Annotated in this window: 19 protein-coding genes; 10 read left to right on the forward strand and 9 right to left on the reverse strand. The window is 66.6% G+C overall.

The genetic code is table 11. The annotated features are described in order from the left end of the window. Positions 1-11: 11 nt before the first annotated feature. Complete coding sequence (locus C6W92_RS02140) at positions 12-392, reverse strand: DUF6746 family protein (protein ID WP_129431424.1); 381 nt, start codon at positions 390-392, stop codon at positions 12-14. 123 nt (positions 393-515) lie between these two features. Between C6W92_RS02140 and C6W92_RS02145 the strand changes: the two genes are divergently transcribed. Continuing rightward, positions 516-908, forward strand: a complete 393-nt coding sequence (locus C6W92_RS02145; RefSeq protein ID WP_129431425.1) for a DUF393 domain-containing protein — start codon at positions 516-518, stop codon at positions 906-908. A 57-nt stretch (positions 909-965) separates the two neighbouring features. Beyond that, entirely contained in the window at positions 966-1,616 is a 651-nt protein-coding gene (locus tag C6W92_RS02150; protein WP_129431426.1) for a hemolysin III family protein, read from the forward strand. A gap of 10 nt (positions 1,617-1,626) precedes the next feature. Here C6W92_RS02150 and C6W92_RS02155 read toward each other — a convergent pair whose 3' ends face one another. Together C6W92_RS02155 and C6W92_RS02160 are read right to left on the reverse strand one after the other, a co-directional pair. Beyond that, complete coding sequence (locus C6W92_RS02155) at positions 1,627-1,890, reverse strand: DUF6455 family protein (RefSeq protein ID WP_129431427.1); 264 nt, start codon at positions 1,888-1,890, stop codon at positions 1,627-1,629. A gap of 65 nt (positions 1,891-1,955) precedes the next feature. Next, on the reverse strand, positions 1,956-2,654 hold the full coding sequence (locus C6W92_RS02160; RefSeq protein WP_129431428.1) for a M48 family metallopeptidase: 699 nt from the start codon (positions 2,652-2,654) through the stop codon (positions 1,956-1,958). A gap of 120 nt (positions 2,655-2,774) precedes the next feature. Between C6W92_RS02160 and C6W92_RS02165 the strand changes: the two genes are divergently transcribed. After that, on the forward strand, positions 2,775-3,011 hold the full coding sequence (locus C6W92_RS02165) for a hypothetical protein (protein WP_129431429.1): 237 nt from the start codon (positions 2,775-2,777) through the stop codon (positions 3,009-3,011). 6 nt (positions 3,012-3,017) lie between these two features. Here C6W92_RS02165 and meaB read toward each other — a convergent pair whose 3' ends face one another. Beyond that, entirely contained in the window at positions 3,018-3,992 is a 975-nt protein-coding gene (gene meaB, locus C6W92_RS02170; RefSeq protein WP_129431430.1) for a methylmalonyl Co-A mutase-associated GTPase MeaB, read from the reverse strand. A gap of 157 nt (positions 3,993-4,149) precedes the next feature. On the opposite strand from meaB, the gene hrpB reads away from it, so the two are divergent. After that, on the forward strand, positions 4,150-6,615 hold the full coding sequence (hrpB, locus tag C6W92_RS02175) for an ATP-dependent helicase HrpB (protein WP_129431431.1): 2,466 nt from the start codon (positions 4,150-4,152) through the stop codon (positions 6,613-6,615). A gap of 88 nt (positions 6,616-6,703) precedes the next feature. Continuing rightward, positions 6,704-7,153 carry an NUDIX hydrolase gene (locus C6W92_RS02180; protein WP_129431432.1) on the forward strand — a complete coding sequence of 150 codons (450 nt, stop codon included), beginning with the start codon at positions 6,704-6,706 and terminating at the stop codon, positions 7,151-7,153. A 10-nt stretch (positions 7,154-7,163) separates the two neighbouring features. Here C6W92_RS02180 and C6W92_RS02185 read toward each other — a convergent pair whose 3' ends face one another. The 4 genes from C6W92_RS02185 to C6W92_RS02200 are packed head-to-tail and all read right to left on the reverse strand — an operon-like array spanning position 7,164 to position 9,815. Next, the gene (locus C6W92_RS02185; RefSeq protein WP_129431433.1) at positions 7,164-8,192 is read right to left on the reverse strand and encodes a MaoC family dehydratase; all 1,029 of its coding nucleotides are present in this window, start codon (positions 8,190-8,192) and stop codon (positions 7,164-7,166) included. 2 nt (positions 8,193-8,194) lie between these two features. Next, positions 8,195-8,398 carry a DUF1737 domain-containing protein gene (locus tag C6W92_RS02190; RefSeq protein ID WP_129431434.1) on the reverse strand — a complete coding sequence of 68 codons (204 nt, stop codon included), beginning with the start codon at positions 8,396-8,398 and terminating at the stop codon, positions 8,195-8,197. A gap of 4 nt (positions 8,399-8,402) precedes the next feature. Beyond that, positions 8,403-8,948, reverse strand: coding sequence for an NnrU family protein (locus tag C6W92_RS02195; protein ID WP_129431435.1), 546 nt, complete (start codon positions 8,946-8,948; stop codon positions 8,403-8,405). A 6-nt stretch (positions 8,949-8,954) separates the two neighbouring features. Further along, on the reverse strand, positions 8,955-9,815 hold the full coding sequence (locus tag C6W92_RS02200) for a CoA ester lyase (RefSeq protein WP_129431436.1): 861 nt from the start codon (positions 9,813-9,815) through the stop codon (positions 8,955-8,957). A 175-nt stretch (positions 9,816-9,990) separates the two neighbouring features. On the opposite strand from C6W92_RS02200, the gene C6W92_RS02205 reads away from it, so the two are divergent. Continuing rightward, a complete protein-coding gene (locus tag C6W92_RS02205; RefSeq protein WP_241691044.1) occupies positions 9,991-10,317 on the forward strand; it encodes a hypothetical protein in 327 nt (108 codons plus the stop codon). 7 nt (positions 10,318-10,324) lie between these two features. On the opposite strand, the gene C6W92_RS02210 is transcribed toward C6W92_RS02205, so the two are convergent. Continuing rightward, entirely contained in the window at positions 10,325-11,074 is a 750-nt protein-coding gene (locus C6W92_RS02210; protein ID WP_206735490.1) for a sulfite exporter TauE/SafE family protein, read from the reverse strand. Positions 11,075-11,226: 152 nt separating this feature from the next. On the opposite strand from C6W92_RS02210, the gene mdh reads away from it, so the two are divergent. The 4 genes from mdh to sucD all read left to right on the forward strand — a co-directional run bounded on the left by mdh (position 11,227) and on the right by sucD (position 15,280). Beyond that, complete coding sequence (gene mdh, locus C6W92_RS02215) at positions 11,227-12,189, forward strand: malate dehydrogenase (protein WP_129431438.1); 963 nt, start codon at positions 11,227-11,229, stop codon at positions 12,187-12,189. 224 nt (positions 12,190-12,413) lie between these two features. Continuing rightward, positions 12,414-13,607, forward strand: a complete 1,194-nt coding sequence (sucC, locus tag C6W92_RS02220) for an ADP-forming succinate--CoA ligase subunit beta (RefSeq protein WP_129431439.1) — start codon at positions 12,414-12,416, stop codon at positions 13,605-13,607. Between the two features lie 40 nt (positions 13,608-13,647). Next, on the forward strand, positions 13,648-14,325 hold the full coding sequence (locus C6W92_RS02225; protein WP_129431440.1) for a class I SAM-dependent methyltransferase: 678 nt from the start codon (positions 13,648-13,650) through the stop codon (positions 14,323-14,325). A gap of 73 nt (positions 14,326-14,398) precedes the next feature. Then, positions 14,399-15,280 carry a succinate--CoA ligase subunit alpha gene (gene sucD / locus C6W92_RS02230; RefSeq protein WP_129431441.1) on the forward strand — a complete coding sequence of 294 codons (882 nt, stop codon included), beginning with the start codon at positions 14,399-14,401 and terminating at the stop codon, positions 15,278-15,280. The last annotated feature ends 42 nt before the right edge of the window (positions 15,281-15,322 follow it).

Here is a 15,322-nt window from a genome sequence, read left to right on the forward strand (position 1 = left end):
CGTGCGCCCCCTCACTCGGTCAGCGGCGCGGTCATTTCCAGGTAGACCTCGGTCGCCCCGCGCAGGGCATGCGGGTTGTCACCTTCAGAGGACAGGTGAACCCGCTCCAGCACGACGGCGATCTTCTCCACCTCCGAGGCGATGCGCGCCACGGCCTGTTCCATCGTGTAGGTGTATTCGTGCACCTCTTCCATGTCCTGCACGCCCAGATCGTCGCGCGCCATGACCGCTTCCACCTTGGCGTTGTAGGCGGCGAGGTTCTCCATCGCCTCCGCGAGGGTTTCAGAGGACGCGGCGGCATAATGCTCGACCTCCTCGGCGCCGGTGGCGGGCAGGACGCCGGGACCGAGCACGAGGGTGGCGGCAAGAACGGGCAGGGCAGGCAGGTGCATGGTGTTGATCCTTCGGCTTCGATTATTTCTGACAAAAATTATAAGAAATAAGATCCACCAACGCAACCGCCTTTTCCACCCGTAGCCCTTGCCCGCGCCCGAGCCCGGCATAGGTCCCCGGACATGACAGACCCGAGCGAAACCCAAGTCCTCTACAATGCGCGCTGCCCGGTCTGCCGCGCCGAGATCGACCATTACCGCGCCCATTCAGAGGCGCGCGATCTTCCGGTGGCGTTCCACGATCTCAACACCCGCGATCTGGCAGAGTGGGGGATCGATCCCGACATGGCGGCGCGGCGGCTGCATGTGCGCCAGGGCGGGCGCGTGCTGTCGGGCGTGGAGGCGTTTCTGGCGCTGTGGCGCGCGCTGCCGCGTTACCGCTGGCTGGCGCGCATCGTCGCGCTGCCGGGGCTGCGCCACGCGGCGCATCTCGTCTACGAGCGCGTGCTTGCACCGTGGCTCTACGCGCGACATGTTGCACGTATGCACCGTTCCTGCCCCGATCATGTCGCATGATGGCCGGATTTGGGGGTTATTAAGGATATGTCCGCAAGATCATGTAACCATGCAGGAATGACGCAGATGTCCTACCCGCTCTATACCCCGGCAGAACGCATCGCCGATGGCGTTGTGCACGTCATGGGCCTGGTCGCGGCGCTCGCGGGGGTGGCGGCGGTATACTCGCTCTGGGCCCTGCACATGGACGGGGTCACGTTCCTCGCGGTCACGGTCTACTCGCTGTCGCTTCTCGCGATGCTCGGTGCCTCGGCGGCCTATCACCTGCTCGCGCATACGCCGCTGCGCCCGCTCCTGCGGCGGCTTGATCATGCGGCCATCTATGTAAAGATCGCGGGCACCTTCACGCCGCTCGGCATCCTGCTTGGCACCGCCTTCGGCTACATGGTATTGGCCGGGGTCTGGGCGCTGGCCTGTCTCGGCGCGCTGTCCAAGCTGCGCATGCCGCGCGGGACCATGACCACCGGCTGGCTGCCCTACATGGCGCTGGGCTGGGCCGGGGTCGCGCTGATCCTGCCGCTCTCGGGCGTGCTGCCGGGTCTCAGCCTCGCGTTTATCGTGGGCGGCGGGCTGCTCTACTGCGTCGGCGTGATTTTTTACGCGTGGGAAAGCCTGCGTTTCGCCAACGCGATCTGGCACGTCTTCGTCGCGCTGGCCTCGGCCTGCTTCTTCATAGGTATTAACACGGCGGTCGCTGCGGCGCTCTGAACCTTGCGGTTCAGCGCTTGAACCGTGCGGTCAGCTCGGCCAGAAGCGCGCTGTTGCGGCAATAATCCGGCGCCGCCTCGCCCTCTCCATGCGCGGCCAGCCAGTGCTCGCATGCCTCCGGCGCGGCACATCCGGTGCAGGCCAGAACCGCCTCGCCCAGCTCTCCGGGGGTGAGGTGCCCCTCCATCATTGTTTCTTCCAGATCAACACCTTGTGCCTCTGCCATCCGGTCCACGAGGTCGGCATGACGCTTGAGAATAAGACTGTGTTGCATGGCAAGTCTCCCTGTACTCCCTTGCCAAGCCTGCCATGCGGTTTCCCTCGCGTCATTGATCTCGGTCAAAGCCCCGCCGCCACCCGCCGCACCGTCTCGACCCTTTGTGCATTGGGCGGATGCGTCCCGAGGAACCGGTTGCCGGGATCGGGAATCTGCGAAAAGAACGCCACCCCACGGACCGGATCATAGCCCGCGCGATGCGCGATCACCGTGCCCAGCGCATCCGCCTCAAGCTCGAAATCCTTTGAAAAGACACGCCCGCCCACGCCGGCGCCAAGATCGACGGCCCCGTCGACCACCGATTGCCCGGCTCCCGTGATCGCGGCGATACCGCCGAGAATGACAGCCCCCGCCATCGCGCTCTGCTGCTGGCGCGGGATGTGACCGGCGATGTGATGCGCGGCCTCGTGCCCCATGACAAAGGCCAGCTCGTCGGCATTGCGGACCGCGCCGATCATCGGCAACGTGAAGGCGACGACCGGCCGCCCGGTGCGGTCGAGCGACTGGTATGCATTGACCGGCTGGCCGGGTCGGTCATCCACCACGATGCGGAAATCGCAGTTAGACCGTGGCGCGCGGTCGCGGCAATTGCGCTCGGCCACCGGCTCAATGCGCTGCGCAACAGTAAGGAATTGCTGCACTTTCGCGCGAGTGACCGTCGGCGCGGGGCGCTCGGCAGCGGGCTGTGGGGTCTGGGCGGTCTCTGACACCTCGACGCAAGAAGCGACGAGACCAAGGGCAAGGCAGGCAATCCAGCGCATCTGATCTCCTCGGGTCGATCTCCACATCTGTCTTGTAGCAGGCTCTCGACCTTCTTACAGCCCCCGACGCGCCGCCCATCAACGGTTTGCAATCCGCCGTCGAACGGGTAGCCTATAATCATGTTTTCCATAGAGCACGAGTTCGACTCGACCGTCATCACCCTCGTCGACGAGGGGGCCGCCCCTCTCAAGGAAGACGTCGTCGTCAACGCCTTCGAGGAATGCGTGACGGTCGAGCAATACGACCCGCGCACCGATACGGTGCTGCGGATCACCCTGTCGATGAGCCAGCTACGCGATCTCGGCGCGGCGCTCGACCTGCCAGAGGGCGTTTACCTTCGCGAGCCGGGGGGGTGAGCGGGCTCAGCGGCCGAGCTTTTCCAGCATCTCGGAGGCCGCTGCCGCCGGTGTGATCGTCCCTGCGGCCACGTCCCGTGAATAGCGCTCCATCTCGGCCCGCGCCTCCGGCGCGTCGAGCCGCGCCAGCAAACCCTGCCGCAGTTCCTCGACGAACCAGCTTTGCGCCTGCGCCGCGCGGCGGGCCGCGAAATGCCCCTCGGCCCGGCGCCAGTCGATGAGCGCGCGCATCTCTTCCCATGCGCCTTCGAGCCCCTCGTCCTCCAGCGCCGAGACGCAGATCGCCTTGGGAAAGCCCTCGGGGTCCTGCGCGCGCTTGCGCAACAGCCGCAGCGCCCCGGCATAATCCGACCGCGTCCGCTGCGCCGCCGCCTTCAGATCGCCATCGGCCTTGTTTACGAGGATGAGATCGGCGATCTCCATGATCCCGCGCTTGACGCCCTGCAATTCGTCGCCGCCCGCCGGCGCCAGCAGCAGCACGAAGATGTCGGACATCTCCGCCACCACGGTTTCCGACTGCCCCACGCCCACCGTCTCGATCAGCACCACGTCAAAGCCCGCGGCCTCGCACAGCGCCACCGCCTCGCGCGTGCGCCGCGCCACGCCGCCCAGGTGGCTGCGGCTGGGCGAGGGGCGGATGAACGCGCCCGGCTCGCGCGACAGCCGCTCCATCCGGGTCTTGTCGCCGAGGATCGAGCCGCCCGAGCGCGCCGAGCTTGGATCGACAGCCAGCACCGCCACCTTCAGCCCCTGTCCGGTCAGCATCAGGCCGAAGCTCTCGATGAAGGTGGACTTGCCCACCCCCGGCGTGCCCGAGAGCCCGATCCGGAGCGCCTCGCGCCCCGATCCACGCACCGCTTCGAGCAGGTCGGTAGCCTGCGCCCGGTGATCGGCGCGCCCGCTCTCGATCAGCGTGATTGCCCGCGCCAGCGCCCGCCGGTCGCCCGCGATGATCCGCTCGCTTGTCTCTTCGATATCCATGCGCCCGCCGGGTTGCCTGATCTGTCCGCGCCTTCTTGCCTTGGCGACGCGGGGAATGTCCAGACCGGGGCGCACGCGAAGGACAGAGTATCTGGACCAGGAAGAAAGCAGAGTTCCTCCTCTGGTCAAGCGGGTGCCGCTGTCGGATAACCGGGGCATGCCCGGCCAACTGCCCATCCACGACGCCATTCCCGCCCTGCTCGACGCGCTGCGTGGGCGCGGGCGCGCGGTGTTGCAGGCCCCGCCGGGGGCAGGCAAGACCACCGTGGTGCCGCTCGAGATGCTGCGCGCGGGGCTGACGACGGGCCGCATCGTGATGCTGGAGCCGCGCCGCCTCGCTGCCCGCGCCGCCGCCGAACGCATGGCCGAGACCCTCGGCGAACGGGTGGGTGAGACCGTCGGCTACCGTATCCGGGGCGAGGCAAAGGTGTCGAAGGCGACCCGGATCGAGGTCGTGACCGAGGGAATCCTCACCCGCATGATCCAGTCCGCACCGGACCTGCCCGGTGTCGGCGCCGTGATCTTCGACGAATTTCACGAACGCTCGCTCAACGCCGATCTCGGCCTCGCCCTGTGCCTCGAGGTGGCAGGCGCGCTGCGCGAGGACATGATCCTGCTCGCCATGTCCGCCACGCTCGATGCCGAGCCGGTTGGGCGGCTGATGGGCGACGTGCCGGTGGTGACGTCCGAGGGGCGCAGCTACCCGGTCGAGACCCGCTGGCTCGACCGCCCCCGGCCCAAGCGGCAGCGCTTCGAGGAGGGCGTGGCCGATCTGGTGGAGCGCGCGGTCACGGAGACAGGGGGCGGCGTACTGGTCTTTCTCCCCGGCGAGGGAGAAATCAGGCGGGTGGAGGCGTTGCTCAAGGGCCGCCTGTCACCCGGCTGTCACCTGCGCCCGCTCTTCGGTGCAATGGATTTCGCCGCGCAGCGCGCCGCCATCGCCCCGTGCCCGGAGGGCCGCAAGATCGTGCTCGCCACCGCCATCGCCGAGACCTCTCTCACCATCGAGGATATCCGCGTCGTGGTGGACGGGGGCCGTGCGCGGCGGGCGCGGTTCGATCCCGGCTCGGGCATGTCACGGCTGGTGACCGAGCGGGTCACCCGCGCCGAGGCCACGCAGCGCGCGGGCCGCGCGGGCCGGGTGGCCGAGGGTCTCTGCTTCCGGCTCTGGACGCGCGGCGAGGACGGCGCGCTCGCGCCCTTCCCGCCGCCCGAGATCGAGGCCGCCGACCTCGCCGGACTGGCGCTGGAACTGGCTCTGTGGGGGGCGGAACCAGAAGCGCTGCCCTTTCTCACGCCTCCCAATCCCGGCAGCTATGCCGAGGCGCAGGCGCTGCTGAAGATGCTGGGTGCGCTCGATACCCGTAACCTTATCACCGATCACGGGCGCGCGCTGGCCGCGTTGCCGCTGCATCCGCGGTTGGCGCACATGCTGGCCGTGGCTGGCCCCGGTGCCGCCCCGATGGCGGCGCTGCTGGCGGATCGCGACCCGCTGGCGCGAGGCGCGCCTGTGGACCTGTCCCTGCGCATGGCAGCGATCCACGATCCGCGCGCCTATGCCGAGCGGCACCCGCATCCTGCCAATCGCGGCGCGGTCGAACGTATCCGCGCCGAAGCGAAACGCCTGATCCGACAGGCCAGGGGTGCAGAGGCCGGGATGAGCGATGCCGGGATGGCCGCGTTGGCCTATCCTGACCGCGTCGGCCTGCGCCGCAAGGGCGATGACCCGCGCTACGTGCTCTCGGGTGGCAAGGGGGCGGTCATGCCCGAGGGCGATCCGATGTCCGGCGCGCGACTCATCGTCGCCACCGACCTCGACGGCGACCCGCGCGAGGCGCGCATCCGGCAGGCCATCGAGATCGGCGAGGCAGAGTTGCGCGACCTCTACGGCGACCGGATCGGCTGGGAGGATGTCTGCGCGTGGGACCGGCGCGCCCGGCGCGTCGTTGCCCGGCAGCAGGAGCGGTTCGGCGCGCTGATCCTTGATGACCGGCTCTGGAAGGACGCGCCGCAAGAGGCGGTCGCCCGCGCCATGCTCGACGGAGTGCGCGACCTCGGGTTGAGCTGGACCGACGCCGCCCGCCGCTTCGCCGCCCGCGTGACGCTCTGCCGCGAGAGCATGCCGGACCTGCCCGACATGTCCGAGGCGGCGCTCATGGACACGCTCGAGACATGGTTGCTGCCGTTTCTCGGTGGCGTGAAAACGGCACGGGACTGGAAGGCGTTCGATATTCTGGACGCGCTGCGCGCAAGGCTCACATGGGCGCAGATGCAGGTGCTCGACAGCAGCGCGCCTGCGCATTTCCTCACGCCGCTGGGGCGCAAGATCCCCATCGATTATTCCGGCGAGGAGCCGGAGATCACCCTGCGCCTGCAGGAAATGTTCGGCCAGACCGAGCACCCGGTCGTTGCCGGGCGGCGATTGCGCGTCACGCTCTTGTCGCCGGGGCAGAAACCGGTGCAGACCACGACCGACATTCCCGGTTTCTGGGCCACCTCCTACGCGGATGTGCGCAAGGACATGCGCGGCCGCTACCCCCGGCACCCCTGGCCGGAGGATCCGACCGAGGCGGATCCGACGTTGCGGGCGAAGCCGCGAAACACGCCGCGAAACACACGGTGATTTGCATGGCGCCCGGTTTTCGCATAACCTAAACGGTAATAGACGAAAAAATGCGAACATGCCGGGCAGGGCAGACCAAATGGTAAAGATGCAATCCGTAACCGAGCGCTCTGGCGCGCGCACTGCCTATCCGCCGGAACGGCAGGTGGCGGCGCTGTGCTGGCGCAAGGAAAAGGGTCGCAAGGAAGTGCTGCTCATCACCAGCCGCGACACCGGGCGCTGGATCGTGCCCAAGGGGTGGCCGATCAAGGGGCTGAGCGACGCGCAGGCGGCCATGCGCGAGGCGTGGGAAGAGGCTGGCGTGCGCGCGGGCGCCGACAAGGCCCGCCCTGCCGGACAGTTCTTCTATGACAAGGCGCTCGACGATGGCAATGTGATCCCGATCGTCGCGCATCTCTACAAGGTGCGGCTGCGCAAGGGCGATCTTGCTGACAGCTTCCCCGAGGCGGCAGAGCGCAAGCGGCTCTGGGTACCGGCGAAAAAGGCCGCCAAGCTAGTGCGGGAGCCCGAGTTGAAGGCGATCCTGCGCAGCCTCTGAATGCAGTGGCTCAGGTCGGCATCAGCGCCCAGTAATCGAGATCGAGCAACACGTGGGGCAGGTACTTGCCGTCCTCGCCCCTGAGGGTGAAGGGCGCACCGCCCTTGGTCGCCACCAGCCGCAGGCGGAGCGCGCCCACCCCCGGCGCGTCCACCTCTGCACGGTCGAGCACCTCGGACCACGCGCGCACCGTGTCGCCCGCGAAACAGGGGTTGGCGTGGCTGCCTGCATTGATCGCGGCGATCATCTGCGCATTGGCCAACCCATTGAACGACAGCGCGCGCGCCATTGAGATCACATGCCCGCCATAGATCAGCCGCTTGCCGTCGGCGCGGGGCGTGGCGTCGAAATGCGTCTTGGATGTGTTCTGCCACAACCGCGTCGCCATCATGTGCTCGGCTTCCTCGATAGTCACGCCGTCCACATGGTCGATCCGCTCGCCGATCTCGTAATCGCCCAGCCGGTGCGGCTCTCCGGCCAGCCCGAAATCGTAATTCGTGAAGTCGAGCCCGGCAGGGATGATGAGGTCGTTCGGGTCCACCACCGCCGCCGTCTGCGGCACCACCGCGTCGGGCGCCGGGGCGCTCATGTCGTTCTTGCGCACCATGACCCAGCGGGTGAATTCCATCACCGGCAGATCATGCTGATTGATGCCCGTGGTGCGCACGTAGACTACCCCGGTCTTGCCCGAAGAGTTCTGCTTGAGCCCGATCACTTCGGATTCGCTGCGCAGCGTGTCGCCGGGATAGACCGGGCGCAGCCAGCGCGCCTCGGCATAGCCGAGATTGGCCACGGCGTTGAGCGAGATATCCGGCACCGATTTGCCAAAGACGATGTGAAACGCCGCCATGTCGTCAATCGGGCTGTCGGGCAGGCCGCTCGCGCGGGCGAACTCGTTCGATGAATAAAGCGCGTGCCGCGCGGGGTAGAGCGCGTGATAAAGCGCACGTTCGCCGCCCGAGACGCTGCGCGGCACCGCGTGGCGGATCACCTCGCCGAGGGTATAATCCTCGAAGAACCGGCCCGGATTGGTCTTCATGCCTACTGCTCTCCCAGCTTCATGTCGGGCGAGTAGCTGCCGTCTTTCTCTTTCACCACGGCCTGACCGCAGCGCATCACGCCGTTGGCCGCGTCAAAGGCATAGGTGGGCCCGCCGTGCAGCTCCCAACCGTCGTTGAGGGCGGCCGTCACCTTGTGGCAAAATGCCGACGTGTCGTCGGCGCTGAGAAAACGGTAGAGTTTCATCGCCTTACCCCGGGAACGGCCAGACGCCCAGCCAGTTGTGCACGAAGGTCATGCCAAAGAACAGCACCACCGTGATGACGCCGAGGATGATGTCGCGCTTTGCCTCGCCCGGTGCGGGGCGCTCCCATGCTTCGGAGAGGTTGATGACCACCACTTCCAGCACCGCCCAGGCGAGCAGGCCGCCGAACAGGATCAGCGACGCGAGATCGCCGTTCACCAGCAGGTGCGCCACCGCCCAGACCTTGACGGCGGTCAGTTGCGGGTGGCGGAGCGCGCCGCGCAGCCGCCCCTTTGTGGCGCTCATCCCGTAGAGGAACACGGCCCCCAGCATCATCAGGTTGTTGAGATGCACGGTCCACGCGGGCGGGAACCAGATATTGACGAACTCCGCCTGCCGGTAGCCGTAGATCATCAGCCCGAGCCCCGCGAGAACGCCCACGGCCACCAGCCCCTTGCCGACGTTTCCCATCCCCGCGCGTAACTCGGGGGCCACCCGCTTGAACAGATGCGCCGCCGTCCAGAGGATCAGCCCGAGAATGAGGTAAACCATTGGTCGCTACTCCGCTGCCATGTCCCGTATCGCCTGCGCCCGGTCGAGAATGCGCTGCGCCGCGACGATGTGCAGGTTCTCGACGATCTGCCCGTCCACCACAGCGATCCCCTGTCCCGAGGCCCGGCTTTCTTCATAGGCTGCGATCTGCCGTTCGGCCAGATCAATCTCGGAATTGGTGGGGGCAAAGGCGGTATTGGCGATCTCGATCTGAGCCGGGTGAATGAGCGTCTTGCCGTCGAAGCCGAGGTCGCGCCCCTGTTCGCATTCCGCCTTGAGCCCGTCGCCGTCGCGGAACCGGTTATAGACCCCGTCCACCGCCACGATCCTTGCCGCGCGCGCCGCCATCACGACCATCTGCAACGCGGTCATAAGCGGCAGGCGGTCGGCGCGCACCCGGCAGCCGAGATCCTTGGTCAGGTCGTTCGTGCCTGCCACCAGCCCCGTCACCTGCCGGTGCGCGGCGATTTCGCGTGCGTTGAACACGCTCACCGGCGTCTCCATCATCGTCCAGACCGGCAGGTCGGGGCCGATCACCTCGGTCAGGTTGTCGATATCCGAGGGCGTGTTGACCTTGGGCAACAGGATCGCATCGGGCCCCGCCTCGCACAGCGCGCGGGCATCCTCCAGCCCCCACTCGGTGGTCAGCGCGTTGATCCGCACGATTCGCGCGCGCTTGCCATAGCCGCCCGCGCGCAGCGCCGCGACCAGCGTGTCGCGCGCCTCGGCCTTGGCGTCGGGGGCGACGGCATCCTCCAGGTCAAAGATGATCGCATCGGTCGGCAGATCCCGCGCCTTCTCCAGCGCGCGTTCCTTCGAGCCGGGGATGTAGAGCACCGAGCGATAGGGGTGGGAGGGGCTGGCCATGATCTGTCCTTGCGCTGAGAAGTAACAATCGTTCGCAGGAATGCCATTTATTGCCACAAAACTTCAAGCAGTTTCCGCCGCGACGCAGCATACCCGAACCCCGTCACCCCGCATTAACCAAGTCTTCACGTCTCCTCCGGCATCCTTTCGCGGGACCGCAGGGACCAACAAGTGAATGGGTGTGACGATGATTGCAAGGAAAAGGAATCTGAGCCTGACCGCGGCCCTCACCTGTCTTCTGGCCACGCAAGCGGCGGCGCAATCGGGTCAGTGCGCCCCGCGAGAGACGGTGGTGCAGCGCCTCGCCGAGGCCTATGGCGAAACCCGGCAGTCAATGGGGCTGAGGGCCAACAACGCGGTGGTCGAGGTGTTCGCCTCCGCCACCTCCGGCAGTTGGACCATCATCGTGACCGGCACCGACGGCATCACCTGCCTCGTCGCCGCCGGTCAGGGCTTCGAGACGATCGCCGACAGCCTGCCCGCCCCGGGCAACGACGCCTGACGGCGTGTCAGAGACCGTCGATCACCAGCTTGAGGCCCGTCACGGTCAACAGCACGTAGGTGATCGCGAAAAACGCGTGCTCCGGCACCGCCCGGTGCGCGCGCACGCCGATCCATGCCCCCAATAGCGCCAGCGGCGCCAGCATCAGGTCGATGCGCAGCGTCTCGGCGGTGAACAGTCCGAGAAAACCGTAAGGCACGGCCTTGGCGATGTTGAGCACGAAGAACAACGCCACCGTGCTCGCCTGATAGCCGGTCTTGCCGAGGCCTCGCGACAGCAGGTAAACGGCCGCCGGCGGCCCGCCCGCGTGGCTGACGAAACTGGTAAACCCGGCCACGAGGCCCGCCATCAGGCCCGCCCAGCCCGGCAAGGGCCGCGCCGCGCCACGGATCGCACCGGACCGGAGCGCCACCTGCCAGCCGACGAACCCCAGCGCGATCGCCCCGATGAGCAGCCGCAGCAGATCAGCGTCGGCCACCCGGTAGAACGCGGCCCCCAACGTCACGCCCGGAAGGCCCCCGAGGATCAGCAGCGCCGTCTCGGTGACGCCCCATTGCCGCCAATAGGGCCGCAGTGTCGCGAGGTCGATCACCATCAACAGCGGCAGCATGATGCCCAGCGCCATCCCCGGCGGGATCACCAGCGCCAGAATCGTCGCCCCCGCAAAGGCTGCGCCAGAGCCGAATCCCCCCTTCGAGACACCCGCGAACAGCGCCGCGACCGCCCCGACGGCAAGCAAGTCCCAAGTGACGTCCATTCTCCTAACCTTTCGGACCAGAACTGATTTCTCAGCATACTGCCGCATACAAAGCCCCGTCGCCCCAATCCGCCGCAGTGCCGCGGGCTTGCATGGGGCCACAAATCGGACTACGCCCTGCCGCAGCTTTGCAACCCACGGAGACAAATCCAATGGCCAGACCCAGGATCGCGCTGATCGGCGCCGGACAGATCGGCGGCACGCTCGCCCATCTCGCGGCGCTCAAGGAACTCGGCGACGTCGTCCTTTTCGACATCGCCGAAGGCACCCCCGAAGGCAAGGCGCTCGACATCGCCGAATCCGGCCCATCCGCCCGCTTCGATGCCAATCTCAAGGGCACGCAGAACTACGCCGACATCGCCGGGGCGGATGTCTGCATCGTTACCGCCGGTGTCCCGCGCAAGCCGGGGATGAGCCGGGATGACCTTCTCGGCATCAATCTCAAGGTGATGAAGTCGGTCGGCGAGGGCATCGCCGCCAACGCGCCCGACGCGTTCGTGATCTGCATCACCAACCCGCTCGACGCGATGGTCTGGGCCTTGCAGAAATTCTCAGGGCTCCCCGCGCACAAGGTCTGCGGCATGGCCGGCGTTCTCGACAGCGCGCGCTTCCGCCATTTCCTCAGCCTCGAATTCGGCGTCTCGATGCGCGACGTTTCGGCCTTCGTGCTTGGCGGGCATGGCGATACGATGGTGCCCTCGGTGCGCTATTCCACCGTGGCGGGCATCCCGCTGCCGGACCTGATCGAGATGGGCTGGACCACGCAGGAAAAGCTCGACGCCATCCTGCAACGCACCCGCGACGGCGGTGCCGAAATCGTCGGTCTGCTCAAGACCGGGTCGGCCTTCTACGCCCCCGCGACCGCGGCGATCGAGATGGCCGAGGCCTATCTCAAGGATCAGAAGCGCGTCCTGCCCTGCGCCGCCCATTGCAACGGCGAGTTCGGGGTCAAGGGCATGTACGTGGGCGTGCCCACGGTGATCGGCGATGGCGGCATCGAGCGCATCGTCGAGATCAAGCTCAACAAGGAAGAGCAGTCGATGTTCGACAAATCCGTTGACGCGGTGAAGGGCCTCGTGGAGGCCTGCAAGGGCATCGACGGCTCGCTCGCCTGACAAGGCGACCGATACAGATCGGCCGGGGCTGGATAATTTCCAGCCCCGATTCTTTTCAGGCAGCATAAATTCCCTTCAGTCTCTTTTGTGATCACACGATTTATCGCCGTGATCACAAAACCCCGAAATTTGCCCCAATTGCCCCGAAAGCGCAAAAAACCATTTAATGCGCGCGCGAATCTGTGCCTATACCTGTGTTAATCGCAGCAAAACGGGACAGTTTCATGAATATCCACGAGTATCAGGCCAAGGCGCTCCTGCGCTCTTTTGGCGCCCCGGTGTCGGATGGTCGCGTGGTCCTGCGCGGCGAAGAAGCCAAGACCGCAGCGGGTGCGCTCGACGGGCCGCTCTGGGTCGTCAAGGCACAGATTCACGCGGGCGGGCGCGGCAAGGGCACCTTCAAGGAGCCCGGCGCCGGCGAGGCTGGCGGTGTGCGCCTCGCCAAGTCCGTCGAGGAGGCCGCCGAAGAGGCGCGCCGGATGCTCGGGCGCACGCTCGTGACCAAGCAGACCGGCCCCGCGGGCAAGCAGGTCAACCGCATCTATATAGAGGACGGGTCGGGCATCGAGACGGAGATGTACCTTGCCCTGCTCGTGGATCGCGGCACCAGCCGGGTGAGCTTCGTCGCCTCCACCGAGGGCGGCATGGATATCGAGGAGGTCGCGGCCAAGACCCCCGAGAAGATCCTCAGCTTCTCGGTCGACCCCGCGACCGGCTATCAGCCGTTCCACGGACGCCGCATCGCCTTCAACCTCGGCCTCAAGGGACCGCAGGTCAAGCAATGCGTGGCGCTGATGGGCACGCTCTACCGCATGTTCGTGGAAAAGGACATGGAGATGCTCGAGATCAACCCGCTGATCGTCACCGACAAGGGCGATCTCAAGTGTCTCGACGCCAAGATGGGTTTCGACTCCAACGCCATCTACCGCCACTCCGACATCGCCGAACTGCGCGACACGACCGAGGAAGATCCCAAGGAGCTCGAAGCCTCCAAGTACGACCTCAACTACATCGCGCTCGACGGCGAGATCGGTTGCATGGTCAACGGCGCGGGCCTCGCCATGGCGACGATGGACATCATCAAGCTCTACGGCGCCGAGCCTGCCAACTTCCTCGACGTGGGCGGCGGCGCGACCAAGGAAAAGGTCACCGAGGCGTTCAAGATCATCACCTCGGATTCCAACGTCAAGGGCATCCTCGTCAACATCTTCGGCGGCATCATGCGCTGCGACGTGATCGCCGAGGGCGTGGTCGCCGCCGTAAAAGAGGTGGGCCTGCAGGTGCCCCTCGTCGTCCGGCTCGAAGGCACCAATGTCGAAAAGGGCAAGGAGATCATCAACAATTCCGACGTCGACGTGATTGCCGCCGACGACCTCGCCGACGCCGCACAGAAGATCGTGAAGGCGGTGAAGGGGTGAGCACGCGGCGTGCCGTGGTCAGGAGCGGGAGGGATTTCCCATGCGTGACGCTCTGAGATCGGAATTCGAGGCCAAGGACTGGTCGGGACGCAAGGTCGAATCGCGCTCCGGCGCGGGCTCGACGCTCGAGGCCACGACCGCCCTGCGCGCCGCGCTACCGGGGCTGCTGGCACGCCACAACGTCCGCCGCTTCCTCGACGCGCCCTGCGGCGACTGGTTCTGGATGCAGCATGTCGATCTGGGCGATGTCCATTACATCGGCGCCGATATCGCCCGCGACGTGCTCGATGCGGTGGCCGCCCAACACGCGGGCCCGGTCCGCGAATTCGTCCATCTCGACATCACCGCCGACCCCTTGCCACGGGCCGACATGATGATGTGCCGTGATTGCCTGTTTCACCTCAAGTGGTGGCTGCGCTGGAAATTCTTCGAAAATTTCGTGGAGAGCGGCATCCCGTACCTGCTCACCAGCATGCACCACACGCCGGTGAACCGGCGGCTGAACAAGAATGGCGACTTTGCGCCCTTCAACCCGTGCATTGCCCCGTTCAACTTCTCCGACCCGTTGGAGACGATCCCCGAAACCGGCGATATCAACCTCGATCCCGCGTTCCTCGATACCGCCCGTGGCCGCCGTCAGCGGTCGATGGGCCTGTGGTCGCGCGCGCAGGTGGTCGAGGCTCTGGACCGACACGCAGCCGAGGAGAAGGCCCCCTGATCCACCCATGCAAGGCGCGCCTCCAGGGCGCTCCTGACGACAAACAGCAACACCAAAGGAAGGAGCCAGAGAAATGGCAGTCCTCGTAGACAAGGAAACCAAGGTCATCTGTCAGGGGCTCACCGGTAGCCAGGGCACGTTCCACTCCGAACAGGCCATCGCCTATGGCACGCAGATGGTCGGCGGCGTGACGCCGGGCAAGGGCGGCACCACGCATCTCGACCTGCCGGTGTTCAACTCGGTGCACGAGGCGAAACACGCGACAAAAGCCAACGCCTCCGTCATCTACGTGCCGCCCCCCTTCGCCGCCGATTCCATCCTCGAAGCGCTCGACGCCGAGATGGAATTGATCGTGTGCATCACCGAGGGCATCCCGGTCCTCGACATGATGCGCGTCAAGCGCGCGCTGATGGACAGCAAATCGGTCCTGATCGGCCCCAACTGCCCCGGCATCATCACGCCCGACGCCTGCAAGATCGGCATCATGCCCGGCCATATCCACAAGCGCGGCTCCTGCGGCGTGGTCTCGCGCTCGGGCACGCTCACCTACGAGGCGGTCAAGCAGACCACCGATGCGGGGCTGGGGCAGTCCACCTGCATCGGCATCGGCGGCGACCCGATCAAGGGGACCGAGCATATCGACGTGCTGGAATGGTTCCTCGCCGATGACGAGACCGAGAGCATCATCATGATCGGCGAGATCGGCGGCTCCGCCGAGGAGGACGCCGCGCAGTTCCTCAAGGACGAGGCAAAGAAGGGCCGCAAGAAGCCGGTCGCCGGCTTCATCGCTGGGCGCACCGCCCCTCCGGGCCGCCGCATGGGCCATGCGGGCGCCATCGTGGCGGGCGGCAAGGGCGGCGCCGATGACAAGATCGAGGCGATGCGCTCCGCCGGTATCGTCGTCGCCGACAGCCCCGCAGGCCTCGGCGAGGCCGTGCTCGAAGCGATCGGGTGACGCATTCGGCAGGCCGAGGCATCCTCGGCCTGCCCAGACACG

The organism is Roseovarius sp. A46 (assembly GCF_004126395.1).
Taxonomy (GTDB): domain Bacteria; phylum Pseudomonadota; class Alphaproteobacteria; order Rhodobacterales; family Rhodobacteraceae; genus Roseovarius; species Roseovarius nitratireducens.